We start from the raw sequence: 24201 nt of genomic DNA, 5'->3' as shown, positions 1-24201 counted from the left end.
CTCCCTCTTCGTGTTTTTTCAGCGACGCGCCGCGGTTCCCCGTTGCAGGAGCACCGCGACGATGATGATCACCCCCTGGATGGTGCCGTTCAGGTAGACGCTGATGGCGCCGGTCAGGTTGAGGATGTTGTCGATCAGCGTGAGCATGACGGCGCCCACCACCGTGCCCCAGATGCGGCCGTAGCCGCCCTTCAGCATGGTGCCGCCGATGATGACGGCGGCGATGGCCTCCAGCTCCCACAGCAGGCCCGTGGTGGCCGAGGCCGAGCCCAGCCGCGGCACGTAGATCACCACCGCGATGGCGACGCAGATGCCTTGCAGCACGAAGGCCAGCAGCTTGACCCGGTCCACGTTGATCGCCGAATAGCGCGCCACGTCCTCGCTGGAGCCGATGGCGGCGCAGTAGCGGCCGAAGCGCGTGCGGTACATGATCAGCGCGCCGATCAGCGCCACCACCGCGAAGGCCAGGATCGGGTAGGAGATGCCGAAGACGCCGCCGTAATAGACGGGCCGGTAGATCGTGCGGATCTCCGAATTCAGCGACAGCGTGCCGCCGTCGGCGATGTAGGTGACCAGGGATCGGAAGATGCCCATCGTCCCCAGCGTGACGATGAACGCCTCCATCCGGCCCTTGGTCACCAGCAGCCCGTTGACCAGCCCCGCCGCCAGCCCGAGCCCCAGCGCCACCAGGACGCCGACCAGGATGACCGGCAGTCCGGCGCCCATGGAGCCGACCAGCGCGTTCATCACCACGATCATGACGCCCGACGCGAAGGCGGCCAGGGAGCCGACCGACAGATCGATCCCGCCGGCGGTGATGACGAAGGTGGCCCCGACCGCGATGATGCCGATGAAGGCGGTGCGGGTCAGCACGTTGCCGATGTTGCCCGGGCTGAGGAACACCGGGTTGACGATGGTGCCCAGCACGATCAGCGCGGCCAGCGCCAGGAACGGCCCGTAGAGTTTCAGATCGAAGCCGGAGGAGGGCTTCCGCGCGGCCTCAGGCATGACCGACGGCGTCATGCGCGTCTCCTTTTGATGTGAAGCCCTTCAGACCATCGACCGTGCGGCCCTTCAGGCCGGTGGCGTAGCGGACGATCTCGCCCTCCTCGACCTCGTCACCCTCCAGGATGCCGGTCACCACGCCGGAGCGCATGACCACCACCCGGTGCGACAGCCCGATGATCTCGGGCATTTCCGAGGAGATGAGGATCACCGACCCGCCCCGGCGGGCGAACTCGTGCAGGAACCGGTAGATCTGCTGCTTGGTCCCGATGTCGATGCCGCGCGTCGGCTCGTCGACGATCAGGATCTCCGGATCGACCTGCATGGTCTTGGCGAGCAGCAGCTTCTGCTGGTTGCCGCCGCTGAGGCTGCCGACCGGCACGTCCAGCGTCCGGACGCGGATGTCGAACTCCGTCACCGCACGCTCCAGCGCCGCGGCCTCCCGCCGCTCGTCGACGAAGACCCGGCCGTAGCGGTCCAGCGCCAGCAGCGTCAGGTTCGGCTGCAAGCCCTTGGCGAGCAGCAGGCCTTTGCCCTTGCGGTCCTCGGTCAGGTAGGCGATGCCGGCGGCCACCGCGTCCTCCAGGCGGCGGACGCGCAGCGGCTCCCCGTTGCGGGACAGCGTGCCGGCGGTGCGGCGGCGCAGGCCGAGCAGCCCCTCGGCCAGCTCGGTCCGCCCGGCGCCGATCAGCCCGGCGAAGCCCAGGATCTCACCGCGGCGCAGGTCGAAGCCGGCGCCCCGCACCCAGCCGGGAACGTCGATCCCCAGCGCCTCCAGCACCACGGGCGCGTCCGGCGCCGGCGGCGTCTTGGCCGGGAACAGGTCGCTGATCGCCCGTCCGACCATGAGCTGGGCGATGCCGTCCTCCGTCAGTTCGGCGGTCGGGCGGGTGGCGATGTGGTGGCCGTCGCGCAGAACCGTGACCCGGTCGGTGATGGCCCGCACCTCGTCCAGCTTGTGGGAGGTGTAGACGATCCCCACCCCCTGGTCGCGCAGCCGGCGGATCAGCCCGAACAGCACGGCGGACTCGGTGCCGGTCAGCACCGCCGTGGGCTCGTCCATGATGAGGACGCGGACCTCGCGCGACATCGCCTTGGCGATCTCGACCATCTGCCGCTCCGACACGGCGAGGTCGCGCACCCGCGCGCGCGGGTCCACCGGGCATTCCAGCTCGGCCAGAACGGCGAGGGACCGCTCGCGCATGGCGCGCTTGTTGAGGAACGGGCCCCGCCGCAGCTCGCGCCCGAGAAAGATGTTCTCCTCGACCGTCAGATGTTCGGCGAGGTTGAATTCCTGGTGGATCAGCACGACGCCCGCCGCCTCGGCGGTGCCGATGCCGGAAAAGCTCATCGGGCGCCCATCCACGCGCACGGCGCCCGAGGTCGGCTGGTGAAAGCCGGACAGGATCTTCATCAGCGTCGATTTGCCGGCCCCGTTCTCGCCGACCAGGGCGTGCACCTCACCGCGCTGGACGGTGAAATCCACCCCATGGAGGACCTCGACGGGCCCAAAGCTCTTCGTGACGCCGAACGCTGCCAAAAGCGGCTCGGCCATGGGGTCGCCCCCTCCCTGGATTGCGGCTTCTCATGTGGCCGCGAATTAGATAGACGGTCTAACAAATGGGAGCGTATGATTCGAATCAGCCCGCGTCAAGCCATGTCGGGGCGACATCCCCCACCTTTTCGGTGTATGCCCCGCCCGGCGCCCAGCGATTGCCGCCCGACGCGCGAGACAGGAATCCGCATGCTGCCAAGGGTCAACTCGGCCGCGATCCGCCGCCTCAACATGGTCCGCGTCTTCCACGCGCTGCGGGAGAACCCGCGCTGCGCGCAGCGCGACCTCAGCCGGCTGACCGGCCTGGACAAGGCGACGACCTCGGCCATCGTGGCTCAGATGGTCGAGGAGGGGCTGGTCGAGCGAAGCGAGGCGCCGCGCGCCCGCCGCATCGGGCGGCCGGAAACCGCGCTCGGCATCGCTCCGTCGGCCGGGCTGCTGGTGGGCGCCCGGCTGGAGCCGGGAACGATCCGCATCGTCTCCACCACTCTGGCCGGCGCGGTGGTCGAGCAGTCGCAGATCCCCGGCAGCACCGATCTCGCCACGGCGCTGCGCCACCTGCACGAGGGGATCGATGCGGTCGTCGCGGCGAGCCGGCCCGAGGGCGGAGCGGCACCGCCGCCCTTGCGCGGCATCGGCATCGGCATTCCGGCGCTGATGGACCGCGCGGGCCGGCTCGTGCTGGCGCCCAACCTGGGCTGGCGTGACACGCCGATCCGGCCGCTGCTGGAGGAGGCATTGGGCGCGCCGGTCCATGTCGACAACGACACCAAGGCCGCCGCCATGGCCGAGCGGCTGTTCGGCGCCTGCCGGGGGGTCGAGGACTTCGTCTATCTGACCGGCCATTCGGGCGTCGGCGGCGGGCTGTTCCTCGGCGGGCGGCTGTACCGCGGCGCGCAGGGCTTCGCCGGGGAGATCGGGCACCTGACCGTGGTGCCGGGCGGGCGTCCCTGCGGCTGCGGCAAGCGGGGGTGCCTGGAGACCTACGTCTCCGAAACCTCGATCCTCGCCCAGGCGGGCGAACGGGGGCGCGCCCTGCCCGACCTCTGGGCCGCCGCCGCCGCGGCGCGTGACGGCGACCCGGTGGTGCGGGCTTTGCTGGAGGCAGCCGGTTCGCACCTCGGCGTCGCGCTGTCCCACATGGTCAACCTGACCAATCCGGAGTTGGTGGTTCTGGGCGGCAATCTGTCGATCGTCGCGGAGTTCGTTCTGCCGACTCTGAACGCCGCCCTCGACGAGCACGCGCTGGAACCGTTGCGCCGCGACCTGCGGCTTGTGGTCTCACCACTCGGCCCGGACGCCGTTCCCATGGGGGGGATCGCGTTGGCTATGGACGGCTTCCTGTCGGTGCCCGGCCCGATCCTGTGACGCCGGGGTCCGGCCGCGGGGCGCTGCCGGCTCTTCTTCACCGCTTCCTCCAGCGCAGGCAGGCCGCTGCGCGTCGCGCCAGAACGACGTCTTCGGTGCCAAGCCGCGCAAGGTTTGAGTAGCGAGTAGGCGGCGGTGTGGATGAGCAGCCGGAACTGGTTGGCGGTTGCCTTGCTGCAGGACGTCCGGTCGGAGGCGAGATGCAGTTTATGCGCCTCGATCCGGTTCTCCATCCGTCCACGGGCACCGTCGATGGTCTCGTACCGCGTCTTGGGCGTGCTCGAACGAACTATGCGGGAAACTGGGTGACGGTCTGGTCAGGCTGCGTCCTGTGAGGCGGTTTCCGTGGGCTTAATGCCGTTACGGGATGTGACGCCCTGGATGACCTTGGGCAACTGGCTCCCCCTGCGGGCGGCGCCATGGTTTCGCGGCGGTGATCAGCTTGAAGACCATCAGCTTGGCGGTTCCTTGTGACAGCACCCCCTTCGAGCGAACGGTCCGGTGGCGGACAGTGTCCCGCCGGGACCGCCTGCCTGTCGGCTTCGGCGGCCCCGGCGGGAGCAACGGTTCAATCATGGTTCAAAGGGGGTCGGGTGCGTGGGGTGCAGCCATTCCCCTCTCAACGGCCAGAACGCCACCGCGTCAGTTCTTTAAGTTGATGTCGCCGCTCATGATCTACTTGAGATTGGATTTTGTTACAAAACTGAGCTGGTTTAGAGTATCTTCGAACCAGAGTTCACCAATTCGGTTGATCAAACCGGTCATTTTCCATCAAAAAGCCAATTTTCCTAGATAGAGGTTGTGCATCCTATGTCAGTGATTTCAAACCAGCTTTCATTCCTGGCTGATGATCTGAACATGTGGGGTGAGGGGTCTTCCCTATCGTTCAATACGGTCTGGGACGACCTTTACTGGCAGCACAACAGCGCCACGACGTATTCCTGGAATGGCCTGTCGGCAACGGTCAACCTGAATGCCGAGGTCGGGCTGATCGGGCATATGTGGGCGGAAACCGGCAGCGTCGATATCGCCTACCCGATCACCGTCGATGCCACGCTGCCGGAGGAGGTCCGGAGCGGGGACTGGTTCATCATCGACACCTCCTCCTGGATGGTGGGCAACTCGATGCTGTCGAGCGTCGGCCCCGGTGGAGAAACCTTCGGGGCGACGCTGGATTTCCTCTTCGATGTCTCGGCGTCGGTGACGGACATCGCCTATCATCCACCACTGGTGGAGCCGGTCACCTTCGAAGACATCGTCCTGGCGCAGATCGGCACCGATCCCATCCGCCTCGTCGATCTCACGATGGGCAATCCGAGCCTCGACGCCCGGCTCGGGCCGCTCGAGGCTTCACTTTCGGTGCCGTCTTCCCTGAGCACCACGGGCAGCGGCGCGTCGTCGTCCGGCACGCTGCCGAGCCTGCACAGCAGCGGGACCGGCGATCCGTTCATGACCCTCGGCCTCGACCTCGACGACATCGCACAACGGTTGTTCGGCATCCCCGGTGATGCGCTGGAGGGCGATTATTCCTGGAACAGCACGGCCGGTTCGCTGGCACTCGACTACACCATCCTGGATGTCGACGCGGAAGCCCGGCTCAGCGAGGCGCAAAGCTTCACCTTCACCCCCACCGCGGTGCTGGTCGATATGGTGTCCTCGACCGGGGAGCGCCAGACCGGCCAACTGGGCAGCAAATTCCTGTTTTCCACGCCGACAACCGGATCGGGGGATCTGACGGTCACCGCGACCTATTCGCTGACCGGCGTCCTGCGCAATCAGACCGGCATCATCGCCAACGCGGCCTTGACCTTGAAGGCCGGCGATCTGGCTTTTTCGGGCGATGTGGTGGGGTATGACTTCAATTGGCCGGCCACCGGCGGCCCGCTGATTGACGCCGAATTTCCCGATGGCGGCCTGTCTTCCGACCCGCTCTACCTCTACGATCACACCACCAACGTCAGCCTGGGCGCGCAGACGGCGATCTACACCGTGCATTACTCGCCAACAGCGCTCCCTGTGGATGTCGGAAACGGGTCTGGTGATTTTGTCGTTGTTTTTGGAACGCCTAACAATGACAGCAATTCTTATTATTACTACTCCGGAGGAGTAAAACATGACTACACATTGGGAGCTGCCGCGGAAATAGTTATTGCCGGTGCTGGAAACGACTCTGTCTATTCGGCCGGAGGAGACGACACCGTCTATGGCGGGGATGGAAACGATTTCATTTACGGAGGCGATTTCTACTGGGCCGATGATGGTAATGATGCCCTCTATGGAGGAAATGGAAATGACTACCTCCATGGACAGAATGGCAATGATGTCCTTTATGGTGAGGATGGGGATGATACTCTCGACGGCGGAAATGGGAACGATGTTCTGTATGGCGGAATTGGCATCGATCAACTGGCAGGCGGCAACGGTGATGACACCATTTACGGTGGCGATGGCGATGATCATTTAATAGGCGGCAGCGGAAACAACTACATTCAAGGTGGTGCCGGCGACGACTGGTTTGACATCAGCAATGGGCACAGCATCTTCTATGGCGGCACCGGAAACGACAGCTATGTATACAACCGCGGCATTAGTTCCCTTGTGAATGATTACATCGCGGATTTCTCAGCGGGAGATGAGATCTTCCTATGGACCTACTACAATGTGGAATTCATTGGAAATGCAGCCTTCGCCGGCGTCGGGCAGGCCCAGATACGCTTTGAGGTGCAGGGGCAGAACACCGTCATCACCAGTGATGCCGATGGAAATGGCACGGCCGACGCTACGCTGACCCTGGCGGGTTGGCTCAACCTTGTGGAGGACCGGCCCGGATCAGGAGTCCTGGTCGCCTTCGACCAATACGGAACCTCAGGTCCCGATTCTCTCTACGTCGGTGATGGAGGCAAGAGCCTTGGCGGCGGCTACGGCAACGACACCCTGAACGGCAGCAACGGCAAGGACACACTCTATGGTGGCGAGGGCGATGACGAGTTGAACGGTGGCGATGGCGATGATTCCCTTGATGGTGGCTTCGGCTACGACGTACTGATCGGTGGTTCCGGTGCCGACACCCTCTACGGCTATTATAATGACGACACCTTGTGGGGTGGGGGTGGCAACGACTTTCTGTCCGGCGGCGAAAGCTACGATTCGCTGATCGGTGGCGATGGCGATGACTGGCTCACCGGTGGTGATGGCAATGACACGCTGGACGGCGGTGCCGGAGACGACAGCCTCTATGGCGATTATGACGGCGGCATCTTGTGGACGGCGGGTGAGTACGCGTCTCTGCCCAGCGGCTACAACTCCGATGTGCTGATCGGCGGTGATGGCAATGACTGGCTTACCGGTGGTTTGGGCAACGATACGCTGGACGGCGGGGCCGGAGAGGATAGGGCATTTTTCCTCGGGCTCGATTCCGACTATGAGATCACCCGCACCGGTGCCAGCATCACGGTGCGTGATCTGCGGGGTGTCTACGGTACCGACACCCTGACCGGCATTGAGACTCTTGTCTTCAGCAACGGGGCAATCACGGTCCCGGCTGCTGCCGCGCCACGCCTTGACTTTGACGGGAACGGTCGGGCGGATGTGGTGTGGCAGAACGCGCAGGGCGGCCTGACGCTGTGGTCGATGAACGGGGCGCAGGCGACGGCGACCTTCATGGGCGACGCCGGTTCCACCGACTGGCGGCCGGCCGGCTTCAAGGACTTCTCCAGCGACGGCAAGGCGGACATCCTGTGGCGCTCGCAGTCGGCGGGCATCATGTCGCTGTGGACGATGGACGGCCAGGGCGGCGTGGCGGCGGTCAGCGCGGTCGGCGATCCCGGCTCGACCGACTGGCAGGTGGCGGCCACCCAGGACTTCACCGGCGACGGCCAGACCGACATCCTGTGGCGCTCGGCCTCCCAGGGTATCATGTCGCTGTGGACGATGAACGGCACGAGCGTGGCCGCGGTCAGCGCGGTCGGCGATCCGGGGTCCACCGACTGGCAGATCGCCGCGGTGGAGGACTTCACCGGCGACGGCCGGCCGGACATCCTGTGGCGCTCGGCCTCGCAGGGCAACATGTCGCTGTGGACGATGAACGGCACCAGCGTGACGGCGGTGAACGCGGTGGGCGACCCCGGCTCGCTGGACTGGCAGCTGGCCGGGGCGGCGGACTTCACCGGCGACGGCCAGACCGACCTGCTGTGGCGCTCGCAGAGCAGCGGCACGATGTCGCTGTGGGAGATGCACGGCAAGGACGTCTTCAAGGTCCAGCCCGTCGGCGACCCCGGCTCCACGGACTGGCGGATCGCCAAGCTCGACGACTTCACCGGGGACGGCCAGACCGACATCCTGTGGCGCTCGCAGAGCAGTGGGGCGCTGTCTCTGTGGAGCATGAACGGCACCACCGTCCAGTCCGCTCAGACGCTGGACACCGCGCCTCAGCAAGGGTGGAGCTTGCTGTAACTGTCTGGATGGCATTGTCACGCGAACAGAACTGGCATGTAGAACGTTCTGAATTCATTCCTCACGGCAGTCCTCAATGATCCGGAGCCTCATTTCAGAGGCTCCGAAAGAATGCTCACGGCTTTTTTTTAGTATGTCCCGCCCCTTGCGGACGCGATCCAGTTCGCGCCTCAAGCGCGCGCTCTCAGCCGGTTGATCGCCGGCCCCCCGGTCCGGATACGCGCCGTCGCCATGTGCGCAGCATCGACGGCTGGATGCCCAACTCCTTGGCAACGTGCTCCAGGGGCCGCCCACTGCTTTCCAGCGGGGCCACGGCCTCCCGTTTGAACTCGTCCGTGAAAAGGCGCCGGGACGTCGTCATGTCCAGCTCTCCGCTCCCAGCGGGAGCCTAACAGAGGTGTTCACCGATCCGGAGGAGGCTCAGTTTGCAGAGCACTCCATAACGGCGACAGGCAATCGATTTGTGAAGGGTGGTCGTGAGCGGTTGCGCTGCGGGGATCAAGCCGTGGACGGCTCCATGGCGCCTGACAGGATGACGACACCCAGAACGATGACGGCGATGCCGAGCAGCGCCGACGGGGCCAGGGCTTCGCCGAACAGCCACCAGCCGCCGATGGCGGCACCGGCCATGCCGGACCCCGCCCAGACCGAATAGACGAGCGAGATGGGGAAACGTTGAAGGGATATGGACAACAGCCAGAAGGACAGGGCATCGCCGACGGCGACGATCACCATCGGGCCGATCCGGGTCATCCCATGCGCGGCTTCCTACGAGCTGGGAGGAACGCTCGGCATCGCGCTGCCGGGCAGCCTGATGTCGCTGCTTTACACACGGGCCATGCTCGTGCCGCCCGGGATTGCAGTCGCTCCCGAGGCGCGCGACAGCATTGATGAGGCCCTTGCTCTATCGGAAGGACTGGTACCATTCCAGGCCGAGCAGGTGATCGGCGTGGCCCGGGTGGCCTTCGATCAAGCCTTCACCGGTGTCGTCGGCACGGCCGCCCTGATGCTGATTGCCGTCGCCCTGGACGTGCGTCGCATGCTCGCCGGTCAGGAAGGGGCGAAAGACAAGGGTTCTTCGGAGCGACGGGTTGATGGTTGCCGAGGTTGATGCGGCCGGCGCCGATGCGCGGGCAAGCTGGCGGTTCGACAGGTCCAGCTTGGCCTCGGCCTGCTGCTGCTCCGCCGGGCCCGCCTGTCCTTGCCCCTGGAATGACCGTCTCCGTTCCCAGCGCACCGATGGATGAATGGATCGGCACAGCTCCACAGGACGAGAAGGTTGCAGCCGTCAGCCTCCATAAAGAGGGGAGTGAAAGCTCTTCATGTCGGCGCGTGATTATGGCGATTGGCATCGCCGGATGCCCAGCGGTCCGATATCCGGCCATGAAGCAGCACGAATGTCAGGAAGGCGGCGATCCACAAGGCACCCGCCAGCGGAATCAGCAGCATCGTGCGCTGCGGGTCGAGCGCGGCGGCGATCCGCGCGCAGGCCGCCGCCGCCACGGCGAGCTGGATGCCGGTCGTCAGCCGGGAGGCGGTGGGCGCAGGCCCGCTGTGACCGGCGGCGGTCCGCGCCATCACCGTCAGCGCCATGCCCCCAATGGCGCCCATGGTCCAGGCGTGGAGCGCCGCGGCGTTGAGGGCCGTACCACCGCCCAGCGAGGCCCAGGCCGCCAGCAGGAACCCGGCCGGGATGAAGGCGCAGGAAACACGCAGCACACCCACGGATCGCCCGGACGGCGCGTGACGCGGTCGCCACCGTGCGAGCCGCGCCGCCTGCGTGAATCCGGCGGCCAGCAGCAGGGCGCCGGACAGGTGTTCGTTCAAAATGCCCTCGTCCTGAACGATCCAGATCCCGAGGGCAAGCAGCCCGAGCCCCATCGCCACCCCGTCGATGCGGGAGGAGGGAGCTTGCGGATGGGAGGGGCTGTGCGCCTTCCGCCAGCCTCCGGCGATGCCCGGCATGATCCCGGCTTCCAGCACGGTCCAGGCCAGAAGCGCCGCCACCGCGAGGCGCGTGCCTTGGATGCTTCGTCCGAAGCGCCACAGCTCCCAATGGAACAGGCCCTGCGCGCCGACCAGGACGGCAAGGACAGCGAGGATCGTCAGGTTGCGGCCGTTTCTCATCAGAAGAAACTCCCGTCCGGCCACAGCGAGGAGGGCGACCGGGAACAGCAGGGCGAGCAGCGCGACGGTCATCGGCCCCAGCGCCGCCGATCCGGCCAAGCCCAGCCGCCCGACGATCCAGACAGCCAGCAGCATGATCAGCGGCCAGCCGGCCGGAGGCGGATGACCGGTCCGGCTCGGCGCCGCCGTCAGCAGAACGCCACCGATGACGGCCGGCACGACGCCGAACAGAAACTCATGCGCGTGCCAGGAGGAGGGTGGGAGTGCCATCTCCGGGCTGATGAGGCCGAGAAACCACGGCACCCAGACGGCGGCCAGCACCGCGGCGTGGAGCGCTCCGAAGAGGAGGAAGGGGCCGCCGCCGGCTTTGGAGGGGGAGGGGGGATTCATCGGGTTTCGCCTGCCTCGCCGCGGGATCAGCACACGGCGGCCTCCTCCACGCGGGGCCGCGACAGGAAGGGCCAATAGGCCTTGAGCCAGGATAGGAAGGCCGCCGCCCAGAGCAAGGCCGCCAGCGCGTGGGGCGGTCCGGGCGGCGCCGGCAGGACGCCCAGCTCCGGCAGGACCCGCAGGGCCACGGCCCCGGTCAGCAGCGCGACGGCCAGACGCGCCGCCGCTGGAAGGGGGAAGGTCCGGCCGGTGTGGAACAGCCCGGCGATGGCGAAGACCGCCAGCACGCCGAGGCCCAGCCCGCCCATCAGCGCCAGATGCAGCGCCGGCGTCTCGGCGAACCCAGCCCCCAGCCGGGAAGCCCCGACCAGCAGCAGCCCGGCGCCGGCCATCAGGCTCGACCCGGCCAGGGCCAGGATCTCCGCGCGGAAGACGGCGCGTCCGATGAAGGATTCCGCGACCCGATCGAGGAAGGCGGCCCCGGCGGCGATGAAGAGATAGGCGCTCACCGCGGGCGACAGCCCGGCGATCTCCCCGGCCAGGGCGATGGCGACCAGACCGGGCGCCAGATTGAGGCGTCCCGGATGAGGCCGGTAGGGTGAACTGCCCTGGCTGGGGTCGAGCACGAGATTCGTGACGGGCACCGAAACGCGCGCCAGAACGAGGCCCAACAGCCCGAGCAGCACCAGACCGGCGGCGTGCAGTCCGGCCTGCGCCCACTCAACGTCACCGATGACAAAAGCGGCGTGGACCACGGCACCCGAAACCGCGAGCGCGCTCAGCCAGAGGAGAACGCCGAGCAACCGGCCCGTGCGCTTGCGCCAGGACACCGTCGCGACGTAGACGGGCAGGGCGGCGAGCCACGCCGTGTCGGCCACCGCGGCGACGATGGCCGCCCCGTCGGTGCCGGCCAGACCGGCGACCCGCCCGATCCCCCACAGCGCCGCCAGCGCGAAGAGGGCGCGCCCCTGAAGCCGCCGGCTGTCGGTCCATTCCGGGATGGCCGTGGTGATGAAGCCGATCACCGCCGCGCCGAAGGAGCCGAACAGCATCTCGTGCGCGTGCCACAGCCCCGGCGGGATCGTGCCGTCGAAGGGCAGGGCGAAGCCGTTGACCACCGCCCACAGCACCGGCCACAGCGCGGCGTGCAGGGCCGACAGCGGGAAGAACAGCCGCAGCCCCTCGTCGCCGAGGATGCCGGCGAGGGTCGGCGCATGGGCGGTTCGGATCGCGTCCGTCATGGCGTCCGCCTTTCGTCGATGTCGTGGATGTGGCGGAACAGCGGGTCGTCGGTCAGGAATCCGGCGACCAGCCGGTAGACGGTGCCGTCGTCGCGCCCGCCCGGTTCGCCGGGAACGGCGCGCGTCCCGGCGATGCCGCGCCCCTGCGCGTCCATGACCACGACGCGGTGGGCGATGCGCACCGCCTCCATCAGGTCGTGGGTGATGAACAGGGCGCCGAACCGCGCCCCGCGCGCCGCCTCGATCACCAGATCCTGCATGCGGCGCTTCAGGGCGACGTCGAGCGCGGTGAAGGGCTCGTCGAAGTAGACGAAGTCGGGGTCGATCGCCAGCGCCCGCGCGATGGCGGCGCGTTGGCGCATGCCGCCCGACAGCTCGACGGGGTACTTGTCGAGGTCGGCGCAATCGAGCGCCACGCGATTTGCGGCCTCCTCCGCCCGCTCCCGCCGTTCGCGGCGGGGCAGGCCGAGCAGGCGCAGCGGGTAGGCGATGTTGGCCCGCGCCGTTGCCCAGGGCAGCAGGCGCGGGTCCTGGAACACCATGCCGTGGCGGCGGTAGCGCCGCGCGACGCGGCCCCGCGACGGCTCGACCACCCCGGCGGCGATGTGCGCCAGCGTGCTCTTGCCGCAGCCCGAGGGGCCGACGAGCGCCGCCACCTCGCCCGCCGCCAGCGACAGGTCCACGGCGTCGAGCACCGTGCGTCCGAGATAGGCGTGGCCGATGCCGGACAGCGTCAGGGAGGGGGTGGCGCCCGTCGTTTCCAGAGTCATGGCAGGGTGCCTTTACGATTTTAGAAGCTGACCTTCAGGCCGGCGTAAAAGGCCCGCCCGTCGCCCGGCAGATAGACCGCCTGGGTGGGCGACGCCTGATCGACGATCAGGGTCGAGGAGGCGTAGGTCGCGTCGAAGATGTTGCGCGCCTCGCCATAGACGCTGACATGCTCGTTGATGGCGTAGGTGCTGCGCAGATCGACGGTGGCGTAGCCGTCCGCATAGACGCTGTTCATGTTGTCCACGGGAGTCCTGCCGGGATACCAGTCCACCTCCGCCCCCACCGACAGCGCCGTCGTGATGTCGTAGCGCGCCGAGGCGTTGATGACGTGGCGTGGCGCGCCGGCCAGCCGGTTGTTGCCGCGCACCGGATCGTCCTGGAAGCGGAAATCCTGGAAGGTGTAAGCGATCCGCCCGCTCAGCCGGTCGGTGAGGAAGGCCGACAGCCCCACATCGACGCCGAAATGCCGCGTCCGGTTGGCGTTCACGGCGCCGAGCGAGGCTCCGGTGGCGTCGCGCAGGCTCAGCAGCTCGTTCCTGACCCAGGAGTAATAGGTCCCGGCATCGACCGCGACGACCCCGAAACGGCCGCGCCAGCCCGCCTCGACGGTGGTCGCCGTCTGCGCCTTGAGGTCCGGCGTGCGGTAGGCGGTGGAGACGAGACCGGGCTGGGCCGGGTTCGGGCGTCCCGCGCTGCTGTTCGGCGTGCCGTTGACGGTGGCGATCAGGTCGTCGTGGGTGGGCGGCTCGAAGCTGCGGCTGACCGCGGCGTAGAGGGTGTGGTCCTCCTGCGGCTTCCAGGTCAGGCCGAGGCTGGGGCTGACCCCGTCGTAGCTGCGGTCGTAGCTGGTGTCGCCGGCGGGGATCGAGCCGGCCGGCAGCGCCACCCGCGGGTTGGCCGGGTTGAAGGCGATGGTCGGCCGCCGCGCCGCGCCGAAGGTGTCGTCGTTCTCGCGCGTGGCGTGGGTGATCGTGACCGCCGGAGACAGGGTGACCGCGTTGCCGAGCGGCAGGTTCAGGCCGCCGTGCAGCGCCAGGGTGGAGGCGTCCATTGCGCTGCGTCCGAACAGGGCGCCCTGGCTGCCGGCGTTGTTCAGGTAATCCTCGCGGTCCGCCGATCCGACGACGTAGCGCAGGGTCGTCTCGAACAGCGGCAGGGGCTGGCTCGCGTCCGGGCTGTAGGCGTATCGCGCGACGGCGGTGACGTCGCCGCCCTCCGTCTTGCGGATGCCCGAGGAGATCGGGAAGCGGAACGTGTCGTCCGTGTGGGTGTAGCCCAGCGCCACGTCCAGCAGGTGCGCCCCAAAGGTCGCCGTCGTCCGGTTGCCGACGCGGAACTGCCTGGCCTCACGCTCGGGCCGGTCGCGGACGACGTTCGGTCCCGGATTGGTGGCGACACCGTTGACCACGCGGGGACCGGTGTAGACCGCCCTGGGGTTCGATTCCAGAAGCTGGCGGGTCAGCGGGCCGGCCACGTCGAAGGACAGGTCGGTGAAGCCGGCGAAGAAGCGGGTGATGACAGTATCGGACAGCACGGCGCCCGCGTTGGCGTCGAAGCCGGTGCGTTCCGAGCTGTTGTAGTCGCGGTAGCCGTCGCGCTGGCTGCGTTGGACCTGGATCAGCCCGTCCAGCTTTCCGGCGCTGCCGCCAGCCTGCAGGCTGGTGTTGAACTGGCCGAAGCTGCCGCCCTCGACTCCCAGCCGGTAGCCCGGCGCGGAGGAACCGGTGGGCGAGATGACGTTGATCGCCCCGCCCAGCATGCTGGCGCCCAGCCGGTTGGCGGTGTAGCCGCGGTAGATCTCGGTGAATTCCGCCTGACGCGGGTTGGCCAGCCCGACGATGTAGGAACCGTCGGCGCGGTTCAGCGGCAGGCCGTTTTGCAGGGCCAGGATGCCGCGCTCCACCGGATTCTGCTGAAGCCCGGAGCCGCGGATCTGGATGCGCGGCTGGTCGTTGCCGCCGAAGAAGTTCTGCACCACCACGCCGGGCACCCCGGACAGCGCGTCGGACACCGTGACGTTCGCCTTGCCGGCCAGATCCTCCTCCGCCACCAGGGCGGTGCCGCCGGGGATCGCCTCCAGACGGCGGCGGGCGGTCGCCTCGGCGCTGTCGGCCTGTCCCTCGACCATGACCGGGGAGAGCACGACGGCGGCCCCCGGCGCCGCCGACTGCGCATGAGCCGGCGGCGAGGCCGCGGCGCCCAGAGAGGCCAGGGCCAATCCGGCCAGAAGGATGGGGGCGCGGGTGGCGGTGTCCGCTCGCGCGGTTCGGAACGCCGCTTGGCCGGCCTGTCCCCGTGTCGTCATGGTGCTCGTTTCCCCGAAAAAGCCGATGGCTCGGACTTAAATGCAAATGATTGTCGTTCGCATTTTATCGGCCTTTCGGGCGGGCTGTTTGTCCGCGGTCAAGTTCGAGGCGGAAAAGCAGCGTGCACGGTCGATTTTTTCCCCGCTGGCGCCGGCCCTGCCAGTCAGCGTCTGGCGGTCAGCGCTTGACGCCCCAGGGGCGCGCGGCGTTGCGCCAGCGTTCGAACTCGGACCGGATGGGGTGGACCAGCGTGTGTTCGACGACGATCAGCCCGGCCACCGCGATCAGCACCCAGGCCAGCGCCTCGGCCACGTCGAGGTTGGCGCGGGCGGCGGCCAGCGCGCCGCCGATGCCGCCGGTGTTGGCGAGAAGCTCGGCCATCACCGCCACCTTGAAGGCCGACCCCAGCGCCACGGTCAGCGCCGGGAACAGGAAGGCGGCGACGTGGCGCAGCCCGAGCGTGGTCAGCCGGGCGAGCGGGCCGGCGCCGAAGGCGCGGGCCATGTCGTCCAGCCCGCGGTCGCGGGTGACGGCGCCCTCGGCCACGCCGACGAAGACCACCGGGGTCGCGGCGACGAGAACCGTCGTGATGATCGTTCCGTCGGTGGAGCCGAACCAGATCATCGCCAGAACGATCCAGGCGATGGGCGGCACCCCCAGCAGGACGGTCAGGATGGGGCGGGCCAACCGCATCGTCGCCGGCGAGTAGCCGGCGGCCAGCCCGCCCGCCGCACCGGCCAGGGCGGCCAGAGCGAAGCCCTCGACCGCGCGCAGCGTGGTCTGTCCGGCCAGCTCCCAGGCGGCGGGATCGCCGGCAATGGTCAGGCCGGCGGCCAGGGTCGCCAGCGGGGCCGGCAGGATGAAGTCGCCGTAGCGCTCATGCCCCGCCTGCCAAAGGGCGGCGAACAGGGCCAGCCCGGCCAGCCCGGCCCAGCCCGACCACAGGAATTGCCCAACCCGGCCCAGCCGGTCGAGGATCGCGTCGGCGTGCACCGTCGTCATGCCGCACCTCACAGATAGAAGTCCGCCGCCGGCAGCGCGCCGCCGATGATCTTGGGGTCGAACGCCGCCAGGGCGCGGAAGACGGCCTCCATCGGTTCGCGGACGGCGCTGGCGCGCTGGGCGACCAGATTGGAATGGGGGATGGCCTGCTCGATGACCGGCCAGGGCAGGCCGAGCGGCGCCGCGGCGTCGTTGGCGGCCCGCGCCGGGTCGGCGTTGACCGCAGCGGTCGCCTTGACCAGCGCGTCGTGCAGCGCCTCGACGGCGGCGGGATGCTCCGCCAGGAAGGCGCCGGAGACGCCGAGGCCGGCCTGCGGCAGCACGGTCGCCAACCCGGTGGCGGCGCCCCAGGCTTGCTGGATGTCGAGGACCCGGGTCACCGTCTTTCCAGCCATCCCGGCGCGCAGGATGGCGGCGGAAGCCGCCGGCTCGGGCAGCAGGGCAGTGTCGGCCCGTCCGGTGACGAGAAGCTGGATCGCCTCCATCGGCGTGCCGGTGAATTGAAGGGCGACATCGCCGTCGGCGGTCAGCCGCTCCGCCGCCAGGAGGCGCCGGAACACGTATTCCGGCGTGTCGTTGCGGAAGGGGATCGCGACGCTCCGGCCCTTCAGCGCGGCCACCGAAGTCAGCGACGGATCGGCCGACAGCAGATAGAGCAGCCCGTTGGTCATCACGTTGACCAGCCGGACGCCGAGCCCCTTGTTGAACAGGTTGGCGGCGGACTGGGTCGGCAGCACGAAGGTCTGCATGGTGCCGGAGGTCAGGCCGGCGCGCAGTTCGTCGGGGGTGCGCCACGCCTTGAACACCACCTTGTCGGCGACCGGGCGGAGCAGGCCGGAGGCGATGGCATGGACCAGCGTGATCGACGGCCCCGCCGGCGGCCCCCACAAGGTCAGTTGCGGGAGGGGGGCCATGGCGGCTGCGGCGGGGCGGTGGAGGGCGGGATGGGCCAACAGGGCGGCGAGCCCCGCCAGCGCGGCGCGGCGGTTCGGATGGATCATGGAGGAGGCCATCAACGGATTGTTGTCTTGGCGGTGCCGACGATGCCCCGCTTCAGGGCGGTGACGGCTTTCCAGGGCTCTTGAACGAAGGTTTGCAGATCTTTGGGCATGATGGTGTCTCCTACCGAGGCCGCATGCTCATGAGCGGTATCGGAAGCGACAGTGCCGGTCGGCTGGTCGTGGATCGTTGTGCAAGAACAAGCAGGATCACCGCGGGCTTCGATTTTCGCTGCGTCTCCCGATCACACGACGTTTTCCCGCCGCGCGATCGCGGTGCCGGGCGACACCGCCGAAGGCAGCCCCGGCCAACACGCGGGCATGCGTCCGCCTCGACGCCGCGGAAGTCCGCAGCGACCGAGGAGGAACGCTTTTTGCTCCGACCCCAGCGGTTCACAACGCGGGGGCATGGAGCGGCATCACCATCCTGAACGGTGGCCTATGTCACCGCCATCATTTCTTCACGAGGGGGCAATCGCTCTGCGACAGCGGCCGGAAGGCCTCCTCCGCGGGGATTGTGGCGCGCAGGGTGTAATAGTCCCAGGGATATTTGGACTCCGAGGGCTTCTTCACCTGCATCAGGTACATCTCGCGCATGAAGCGGCCGTCCTCGCGCACCCAGCCGTCCTTCACGAACACGTCGTTGATCCGCATGCTCTTCAGCTTTTCCATGACCGGACCGGCCTCGTCGGTGCTGGCGGCCTCGATGGCCTTGAGGTAGGCGAGCGTCGAGGAATAGACGCCGGCCTGCCCCATGTTCGGCATGATCTTCACCCGCTCGTGGAAGCGCCGGGAGAAGGCGCGGGTCTCGTCGTCGCGGTCCCAGTAGAAGGCGGTGGTCAGGTACATCCCCTGCGTCGCCTCCAGCCCGAGGGCGTGGACGTCGGTGTCGAACAGCAGGAGGCCGGCGAGTTGCTGCCCGCTCTGGGTCAGGCCGAATTCGGAGGCGGCCTTGATGGCGTTGCGCGCGTCCATCCCGGTGGTGGCGAGGCCGACGATCTTGGCCCCGGACGCCTGCGCCTGCGTCACGTAGGAGGCGAAATCGAGATTGTTCAGCGGAAAGCGCACCGCGCCCAGGACCTTGCCGCCGTTCTCCTGCACGATCTTCGCCGTGTTCTCCTCCAGCCCGTGGCCGAAGGCGAAATCGACCGTGAGGAAGTACCAGGTGTCGCCGCCCTGCTTGATCGTCTGCGCCCCGGTGCCCTTGGCCAGCGCGTAGGCGTCGTAGGCGTAGTGGATGGTGTTGGGCGTGCATTTGTCGCCGGTCAGGCGGGTGACGGACGGGCCGTTGAAGATGGCGACGCGGTTCTTGTCGCGGACGATGTCCGCCACCGCCAGCGCCAGACCGGAGTTCGCCACGTCCTGGATGAGGTCGACGTTCTGCGCGTCGATCCATTCGCGCACGATGGCCGACCCGACGTCCACCTTGTTCTGGTGATCGGCCGTCAGAACCTCGACGGGCTTGCCCAGCACCTTGCCGCCGAAATCCTCCACCGCCATCTGCGCGGCGGCGATGGAGCCGCGGCCGCTCTGGTCGGAGAAGGCCCCGGACAGGTCGGTGATCACCCCGATCCGGACGACGTCGTTCGAGATCTTCGCACCCTGCTGCGCCGCCGCCGGCAGCATGGTGGCGAGCAGCAGCGCGGTACCGGACAGCAGCGCGGTGCCCAACTGACGCTTCATCGCTTCCTCCCAATTTTGCGTCGTCCCGGCGAGCCTTCACCGAAACCCGTTGCCATACCGTCCCGCCCCATGGTCGATTCCACAACGGCGTGCGATCCGGGGCATGGGTAAAATGGGGAAAAACGGTCGGTTCGACGTACAAATCGTTTCTGCGCTCCGTCCCTCGGCGGAAACGTCCGATGAGCGGCTGTTTTGCCCGGCCTTCGGCGGGCATCCGGTGGACCGCGCCGAGTATCTGGCCCTGCTTCCCGTCCAGGACAGCAACGGGCGGCTGCTCGCCGCCTTGGCCGAATTGCCGGACGGCGCGCCGGAGGGCGTGTGCGTCGGCGTGCTGGCGGTCGACCCCTTCCGGCCGGTGGGTCCGTTCCTGAAGACCCTGCACCGGTTCGGGGTGCGCGCGGTCGCCAACTTCCCCACCACCGCGCTGTTCGATGGGGAAACCGGCGAGACGCTGCGCGGCGTCGGGCTCGGCGCGGAGCGGGAGGTGTCGTTCCTGGAGCAGGCCGCCCGTGCGGGATTCGCCGTCACCGGTTTCGCCGCCGACGCGGACATCGGCCATCGCCTGAGGGCGGTGGGGGCGGGACGCCTCGTCGTGCATCCGGGCGCCGCGACCGGCGATCCGTCACGCGACGCCGAGGCGGTCGCGAACGCCGCCGCGGTCGCCGCCGACCTGCGCGGAGAGGGCGGCGGTCCCGTCCTCCTCTATCGAGCGGCCGGCTTCGAAGACCATCATGATGTCATGAGGCGGGCGGCCGATGGGCTGGTGCTTCCGCCCGGCGCCGGTCACTCCAACAGGCCGTAGTGCCGCATCTTGTTGTAGAGCGTCTTGCGCGACAGGCCGAGGAAGCGGGCCGTCTCCCCCCGGCGGAAACGGTGCCGCCGCAGGCCGTCGAGAATCCAGTCCCGCTCCGACTGTTTGGGCGACCGGTCTCCGGGCGCGTCGGGGCGTGGACGGCCCGTGCGCTTGCCGTCCAGAACTGGCAGGGCTTCCGCCTCGATGACGTCGCCGCCGACGTCCAGCGCCTGCTCGACCACGGCGCGCAGTTCGCGGAGGTTGCCCGGCCAGTCATGGGCGATGAGCAGCCGGAACGCCCGTGGCGACAGGCGCACGGGACCCGCCGACGGGCGCAGCGCCGCCGCGAAATGCTCGACCAGCAGCGGAATGTCGTCCAGCCGATCGCTCAGCGGCGGCAGGTCGATGCCGCGGCGGGCGAGGCGGCGGGCCAGGTCGGGCACGAGCGTCCCGGCGCCGGCCGCGGCCTCCAGGCCCGCCGTCCCGATCAGGATGATCCGCGCGTTGGAGCGCAGGTTGTCCTGGCCGCCTTGGCGGCGGAAGCTGCCGCGCTCCAGGAAGTCGGCAAGCTCGGCCTGCGTGCCGGAAGGCAAGCTCTCCGCGTTCTCGATCACCAGCGTCGTCCCGTTGGCGGCCTCGACCCAGCCGAGGCGGCGGCGTCCGCCCTCCACCGGCTCCGCTCCGAACAGCCACCCGCCGTCCAGATGGCGGGCATCGACGGTCATCGGCGGGCGTTGGCGCTGCGGCCCGCGCCCGTGCAGCAGAGTGGCCACCAGCGACCGACCGCTGCCGTCCGGCCCGGCGACCCACACCGGCCCGCCGTCGGCGCCGAGATGCTCCAGCCGCGCCCGCGCCTCCACCAGCGCGTCGGTGCGGCCGACCAGCCCCATCCCCTGGCCGGTCTGATCGAGGCGGCGTTCCAGCCGGTCGATGCGCCGCTGCAGGGTGGAGACCAGCTTGAAGGCGGCGGTCATCTCCTCCATTGAGCTTTCCGAGGGCAGGCGGTCGATGGTCGAGCCGCCGATGTAGCCGTCGGCCCGCGCTTCGCGACAAGCTTCGTGCATGTGCTGGGGAGTGGTGATCGGCCCGCCCTCGATCACGCACAGCGCGCCAGGGTTGGCGGTGCGGATCGCCTTGATGTGGCCGCGGGCACGGTTGCCGACCTGCAGCACCGACTCCCCGCTGGGCACGCCCACGGCGCCGCCGGCGTTCCAGCCGATGTTGAAGCAATAGACGTCCACCCCCGCCCGGGCGAGCGCCAGCGCCTCCTCCCGGCGGCGGAAATAGCCGACGGTCGCCATCCCGGCCGCCCGCGCCGCCTCCAGCAGGCGGACCTCCCGCGCGAAGCCCAGGCCGGTGCGCTCCAGCGCCTCGCGGAAGCGCCCGTCGACATGCGACACCGTCGGGAAATTCACCACCCCGGCGAAGCCCCAGCCGCGCAGCCGATTCATGAAAGGGGAAAACTCCTCCTCCGCGAGGCCCCAGGCGCAGGCGCCGAAGAAGACCGGAATCGGCGTCGCGTCGACGATCTCCGAGCAGGCGAAATCGGTGACGAGGGCGTTGCTGTCGCGCAGCGCCAGCATGGTGGCGATGGACGACGCCCCCATGGTGCGGAAGCGCCCAGCGGCGAGCGCCAGCAGGAAGTCGGCGCCGCCGCGCGCCGCCGCGCGGGCGGCGAGGCCGGTGCCGATGGCGGCGCCGACCAGCAGCGTGTGCCGGCCCGCGCAGGCTCGCCGCAGATCGTCCAGCAGCTGAGTCCGGTGATGGGTCATGCCAACCACTATACCCAATATTACCCGCTCCGCCGCAACGCTCCGGTTGGCACTCCCGGCGGGCGGCCTACACTTCCGGAAAAGACGATGGGAGGAGGCCCGACCATGGCGGATGCGGAGCGAGGCGCGGCGACGGTCTATGTCGTCGGCTGCTACGACACCAAGGGAATCGAGTTGGACTATGTGCGGGGGCTGATCGCGGCGGAGGGGCTGCGCACGGTGACGGTCGATGTGGGTACCCGCCCGCCGGTCGTCCCGGCCGACGTCTCGGCGCGGGACGTCGCCTCCTGCCACCCCGACGGGGCGGAAGCGGTGCTGGGCACCGACGACCGCGGGCTGGCCGTGTCGCGCATGGCCGACGCGTTCCGGCGCTTCGTCGAACGGCGCACCGACGTCGCCGGCATGATCGGGCTGGGCGGCTCCGGCGGCACGGCGATCATCGCGCCGGGCATGCGGGTGCTTCCCGTGGGAACGCCCAAGCTGATCGTGTCCACGGTCGCCTCGGGCAACGTCGCGTCCTACGTCGGCGAGACGGACCTCTGCATGATGGCCTCGGTCACCGACGTCGCCGGGCTGAACCGGATTTCGCGCCGCGTGCTGGGCAACGCCGCCCACGCCATGGCCGGCATGGTGGCGCGCGCGATCCCCGAGACGGACACCAAGCCGGCGCTGGGCCTCACCATGTTCGGCGTGACGACGCCCTGCGTCACGCAGCTGTCCCAGGCGCTCGACCCCGCCTACGACTGCCTGGTCTTCCACGCCACCGGCACCGGCGGGCGGGCGATGGAGAAGCTCGTCGCCTCGGGTCTGCTGGCGGGCGTGCTGGACGTGACGACCACCGAGGTCTGCGACCTGCTGATGGGCGGCGTCTTCAGCGCCGGGGAGGAGCGGCTGGACGCCATCGCGCGGGCCGGCATCCCCTATGTCGGGTCCTGCGGCGCGCTGGACATGGTGAATTTCGGCCCGCGCGACACCGTGCCCGACCGCTACCGCGACCGGCTGTTCTACGTGCACAACCCGCAGGTCACGCTGATGCGCACCACGGCGGAGGAGAACCGGGCGATGGGCGCCTGGATCGGCCGCAAGCTGAACGCCTTCACCGGGCCGGTGCGCTTCCTCATCCCCGAAGGGGGCGTCTCGGTGCTCGACGCGCCGGGCCAGCCCTTCCACGATCCCGAGGCGGACGCCGCGCTGTTCGACGCGCTGGAGCGCACCGTCGAGCAGACGGACGCGCGCCGGCTGATCCGCCTTCCCCACAACATCAACGACCCCGCCTTCGCCGCCGCGCTCGTCCGGGCCTTCCGGGACATCGCCGCGGCCGGCCACGGCACGACGCCATAAGGAGCCTTCGACGATGCCCCGCATTCCCCGTCAACAAATCCTCGACCGGTTCCGCGGCATGATGGCCCGCGGCGAACCCATCGTCGGCGGCGGCGCCGGGACCGGGCTGTCCGCCAAATGCGAGGAGGCGGGCGGGATCGACCTGATCGTCATCTACAACTCCGGCCGCTACCGCATGGCCGGGCGCGGCTCGCTGGCCGGGCTGCTCGCCTACGGCAACGCCAACGAGATCGTCGTCGACATGGCGCGCGAGGTGCTGCCGGTGGTCCGGCACACCCCGGTGCTGGCCGGCGTCAACGGCACCGATCCCTTCATGATCCAGGACCAGTTCCTGCGGCGGCTGGCCGATCTGGGCTTCTCCGGCGTGCAGAACTTCCCGACCGTCGGGCTGATCGACGGCGTCTTCCGGGCCAACCTGGAGGAGACCGGCATGGGCTACGGGCTGGAGGTGGACATGATCCGCGCCGCTCATGAGCTGGACCTGCTGACCACGCCCTACGTCTTCTCGGAAGGGGAGGCGGTCGCGATGGCCGAGGCCGGGGCCGACGTCATCGTCTGCCACCTCGGCCTGACCACCGGCGGCAGCATCGGGGCGGAAACGGCGCTGTCGCTGAAGGATTGCGTCCCGAAGATCGACGCCTGGGCGGAGGCGGCCCTGCGGGTGCGCAAGGACGTGATCGTGCTGTGCCACGGCGGCCCGATCGCCACGCCGGAGGACGCCTCCTTCGTTCTCGGCGCGTGCACCGTCTGTCACGGCTTCTACGGGGCGTCCAGCATGGAACGCCTGCCCACGGAAACCGCGCTGACCGAGCAGACGCGCCGTTTCAAGGCCATCACCAAGCAACGCTGAAGGGGGGGAACGCATGGCACGGGTCTATGTCAGCGCCGTCATCGACGCGCCCGTCGGGCAGGTCTGGGACAAGGCGCGGGATTTCAACGGCCACCACGCTTGGCATCCCATCATCGCGGACAGCCACATCGAGGACGGGCTGCGCAGCGACACGGTCGGCTGCGTCCGCAACTTCGGGCTTACGCCCGGCGGCCGGCTGCGCGAACAGCTGGTGTCCTTCAGCGACCGCGAGCGCTCCTACACCTACACGATTCTCGAATCCCCGCTGCCGCTCACCGACTACGTCGCGACCTTCCGCCTGACCGAGGTGACGGAGGGAAACCGGACCTTCGGCGAATGGTGGGCCGACTTCGACTGCCGGCCCGAGGACCTGCCCACGCTGCGCGAGCAGGTCGGCCGGAACACCTTCGCCGCCGGGTTCCGGGCGCTGGCGGACCTGTGCCGCGCCGGCGTCACAGCGCCTGCTGCAACTCCGGCCCCGCCTTGAACAGGTCGGCGGCCTGGAGGCCCCCTGGGATGCCGACGGCGATGTGACGCTCCGGCACCA

The 24201-nt window shown here is 68.8% G+C and carries 18 protein-coding genes and 3 pseudogenes; 7 read left to right on the top strand and 14 right to left on the bottom strand.

Features of this window, described 5'->3' with window-relative positions:
- Nucleotides 1-18 precede the first annotated feature (18 nt).
- Together FBZ83_RS14590 and FBZ83_RS14585 are read right to left on the bottom strand one after the other, a co-directional pair.
- Entirely contained in the window at nt 19-1023 is a 1005-nt protein-coding gene (locus FBZ83_RS14590; RefSeq protein WP_186466083.1) for an ABC transporter permease, read from the bottom strand.
- Entirely contained in the window at nt 1001-2560 is a 1560-nt protein-coding gene (locus FBZ83_RS14585; RefSeq protein ID WP_145684059.1) for a sugar ABC transporter ATP-binding protein, read from the bottom strand. Before FBZ83_RS14585 ends, FBZ83_RS14590 begins: the two co-directional genes overlap by 23 nt.
- A 189-nt stretch (nt 2561-2749) precedes the next feature.
- Here FBZ83_RS14585 and FBZ83_RS14580 point away from each other — a divergent pair, with 189 nt between their 5' ends.
- Nucleotides 2750-3928, top strand: a complete 1179-nt coding sequence (locus tag FBZ83_RS14580) for an ROK family transcriptional regulator (RefSeq protein WP_145684057.1) — start codon at nt 2750-2752, stop codon at nt 3926-3928.
- Between the two features lie 66 nt (nt 3929-3994).
- Here the strand turns inward: FBZ83_RS14580 and FBZ83_RS14575 are convergent.
- Nucleotides 3995-4176 (bottom strand): annotated as a pseudogene (locus tag FBZ83_RS14575) (transposase); the annotation flags it as partial.
- 69 nt (nt 4177-4245) lie between these two features.
- Nucleotides 4246-4441 (bottom strand): annotated as a pseudogene (locus FBZ83_RS31960) (IS256 family transposase); the annotation flags it as partial.
- Nucleotides 4442-4738: 297 nt separating this feature from the next.
- On the opposite strand from FBZ83_RS31960, the gene FBZ83_RS14565 reads away from it, so the two are divergent.
- Nucleotides 4739-8380, top strand: a complete 3642-nt coding sequence (locus FBZ83_RS14565; protein WP_145684055.1) for an FG-GAP-like repeat-containing protein — start codon at nt 4739-4741, stop codon at nt 8378-8380.
- Nucleotides 8381-8452: 72 nt separating this feature from the next.
- On the opposite strand, the pseudogene FBZ83_RS14560 reads toward FBZ83_RS14565, so the two are convergent.
- Together FBZ83_RS14560 and FBZ83_RS14555 are read right to left on the bottom strand one after the other, a co-directional pair.
- Nucleotides 8453-8741: pseudogene (locus FBZ83_RS14560) on the bottom strand (transposase); the annotation flags it as partial.
- A 137-nt stretch (nt 8742-8878) separates the two neighbouring features.
- Complete coding sequence (locus FBZ83_RS14555) at nt 8879-9133, bottom strand: DMT family transporter (protein ID WP_145684051.1); 255 nt, start codon at nt 9131-9133, stop codon at nt 8879-8881.
- A gap of 61 nt (nt 9134-9194) precedes the next feature.
- On the opposite strand from FBZ83_RS14555, the gene FBZ83_RS31445 reads away from it, so the two are divergent.
- Complete coding sequence (locus FBZ83_RS31445; RefSeq protein WP_211101663.1) at nt 9195-9491, top strand: hypothetical protein; 297 nt, start codon at nt 9195-9197, stop codon at nt 9489-9491.
- Between the two features lie 209 nt (nt 9492-9700).
- Here FBZ83_RS31445 and FBZ83_RS14545 read toward each other — a convergent pair whose 3' ends face one another.
- The 7 genes from FBZ83_RS14545 to FBZ83_RS14515 all read right to left on the bottom strand — a co-directional run bounded on the left by FBZ83_RS14545 (nt 9701) and on the right by FBZ83_RS14515 (nt 18898).
- On the bottom strand, nt 9701-10930 hold the full coding sequence (locus FBZ83_RS14545) for an NnrS family protein (RefSeq protein WP_247888303.1): 1230 nt from the start codon (nt 10928-10930) through the stop codon (nt 9701-9703).
- A complete protein-coding gene (locus FBZ83_RS14540) occupies nt 10924-12138 on the bottom strand; it encodes an NnrS family protein (RefSeq protein WP_145684047.1) in 1215 nt (404 codons plus the stop codon). Before FBZ83_RS14540 ends, FBZ83_RS14545 begins: the two co-directional genes overlap by 7 nt.
- Complete coding sequence (locus tag FBZ83_RS14535) at nt 12135-12908, bottom strand: ABC transporter ATP-binding protein (RefSeq protein WP_145684045.1); 774 nt, start codon at nt 12906-12908, stop codon at nt 12135-12137. The genes FBZ83_RS14540 and FBZ83_RS14535 overlap by 4 nt, the downstream gene beginning before the upstream one ends.
- Nucleotides 12909-12928: 20 nt before the next feature.
- A complete protein-coding gene (locus FBZ83_RS14530) occupies nt 12929-15214 on the bottom strand; it encodes a TonB-dependent receptor family protein (RefSeq protein ID WP_145684043.1) in 2286 nt (761 codons plus the stop codon).
- A gap of 178 nt (nt 15215-15392) precedes the next feature.
- Nucleotides 15393-16217 carry an ABC transporter permease gene (locus FBZ83_RS14525; RefSeq protein WP_145684041.1) on the bottom strand — a complete coding sequence of 275 codons (825 nt, stop codon included), beginning with the start codon at nt 16215-16217 and terminating at the stop codon, nt 15393-15395.
- An 8-nt stretch (nt 16218-16225) separates the two neighbouring features.
- Nucleotides 16226-17218: an ABC transporter substrate-binding protein gene (locus tag FBZ83_RS14520; RefSeq protein ID WP_145684040.1), complete on the bottom strand. Its 993-nt coding sequence runs from the start codon at nt 17216-17218 to the stop codon at nt 16226-16228.
- Nucleotides 17219-17668: 450 nt separating this feature from the next.
- On the bottom strand, nt 17669-18898 hold the full coding sequence (locus FBZ83_RS14515; RefSeq protein WP_145684037.1) for an ABC transporter substrate-binding protein: 1230 nt from the start codon (nt 18896-18898) through the stop codon (nt 17669-17671).
- Between the two features lie 217 nt (nt 18899-19115).
- Here FBZ83_RS14515 and FBZ83_RS14510 point away from each other — a divergent pair, with 217 nt between their 5' ends.
- The gene (locus FBZ83_RS14510; protein ID WP_186466082.1) at nt 19116-19700 is read left to right on the top strand and encodes a phosphoenolpyruvate hydrolase family protein; all 585 of its coding nucleotides are present in this window, start codon (nt 19116-19118) and stop codon (nt 19698-19700) included.
- Here the strand turns inward: FBZ83_RS14510 and FBZ83_RS14505 are convergent.
- On the bottom strand, nt 19682-21463 hold the full coding sequence (locus FBZ83_RS14505) for a phosphoenolpyruvate hydrolase family protein (RefSeq protein WP_145684033.1): 1782 nt from the start codon (nt 21461-21463) through the stop codon (nt 19682-19684). The genes FBZ83_RS14510 and FBZ83_RS14505 overlap by 19 nt on opposite strands.
- A gap of 105 nt (nt 21464-21568) precedes the next feature.
- Here FBZ83_RS14505 and FBZ83_RS14500 point away from each other — a divergent pair, with 105 nt between their 5' ends.
- From FBZ83_RS14500 to FBZ83_RS14490, 3 genes are read left to right on the top strand one after another with little or no spacing between them, the layout of a single operon-like run.
- Entirely contained in the window at nt 21569-22804 is a 1236-nt protein-coding gene (locus tag FBZ83_RS14500; protein ID WP_145684031.1) for a Tm-1-like ATP-binding domain-containing protein, read from the top strand.
- Nucleotides 22805-22817: 13 nt separating this feature from the next.
- Nucleotides 22818-23654, top strand: a complete 837-nt coding sequence (locus FBZ83_RS14495) for a phosphoenolpyruvate hydrolase family protein (RefSeq protein ID WP_040137909.1) — start codon at nt 22818-22820, stop codon at nt 23652-23654.
- Nucleotides 23655-23667: 13 nt separating this feature from the next.
- Nucleotides 23668-24141 (top strand): SRPBCC family protein, encoded by a 474-nt coding sequence (locus FBZ83_RS14490; protein WP_145684029.1) that lies wholly within the window; start codon nt 23668-23670, stop codon nt 24139-24141.
- Nucleotides 24142-24201: the final 60 nt, after the last annotated feature.

The sequence above is a fragment of the Azospirillum brasilense genome (assembly GCF_007827815.1).
Taxonomy (GTDB): Bacteria; Pseudomonadota; Alphaproteobacteria; order Azospirillales; family Azospirillaceae; genus Azospirillum; species Azospirillum brasilense_C.
Note: the sequence above shows the minus strand (reverse complement) of the source record. Positions and strands in the feature narration are given on the sequence as shown.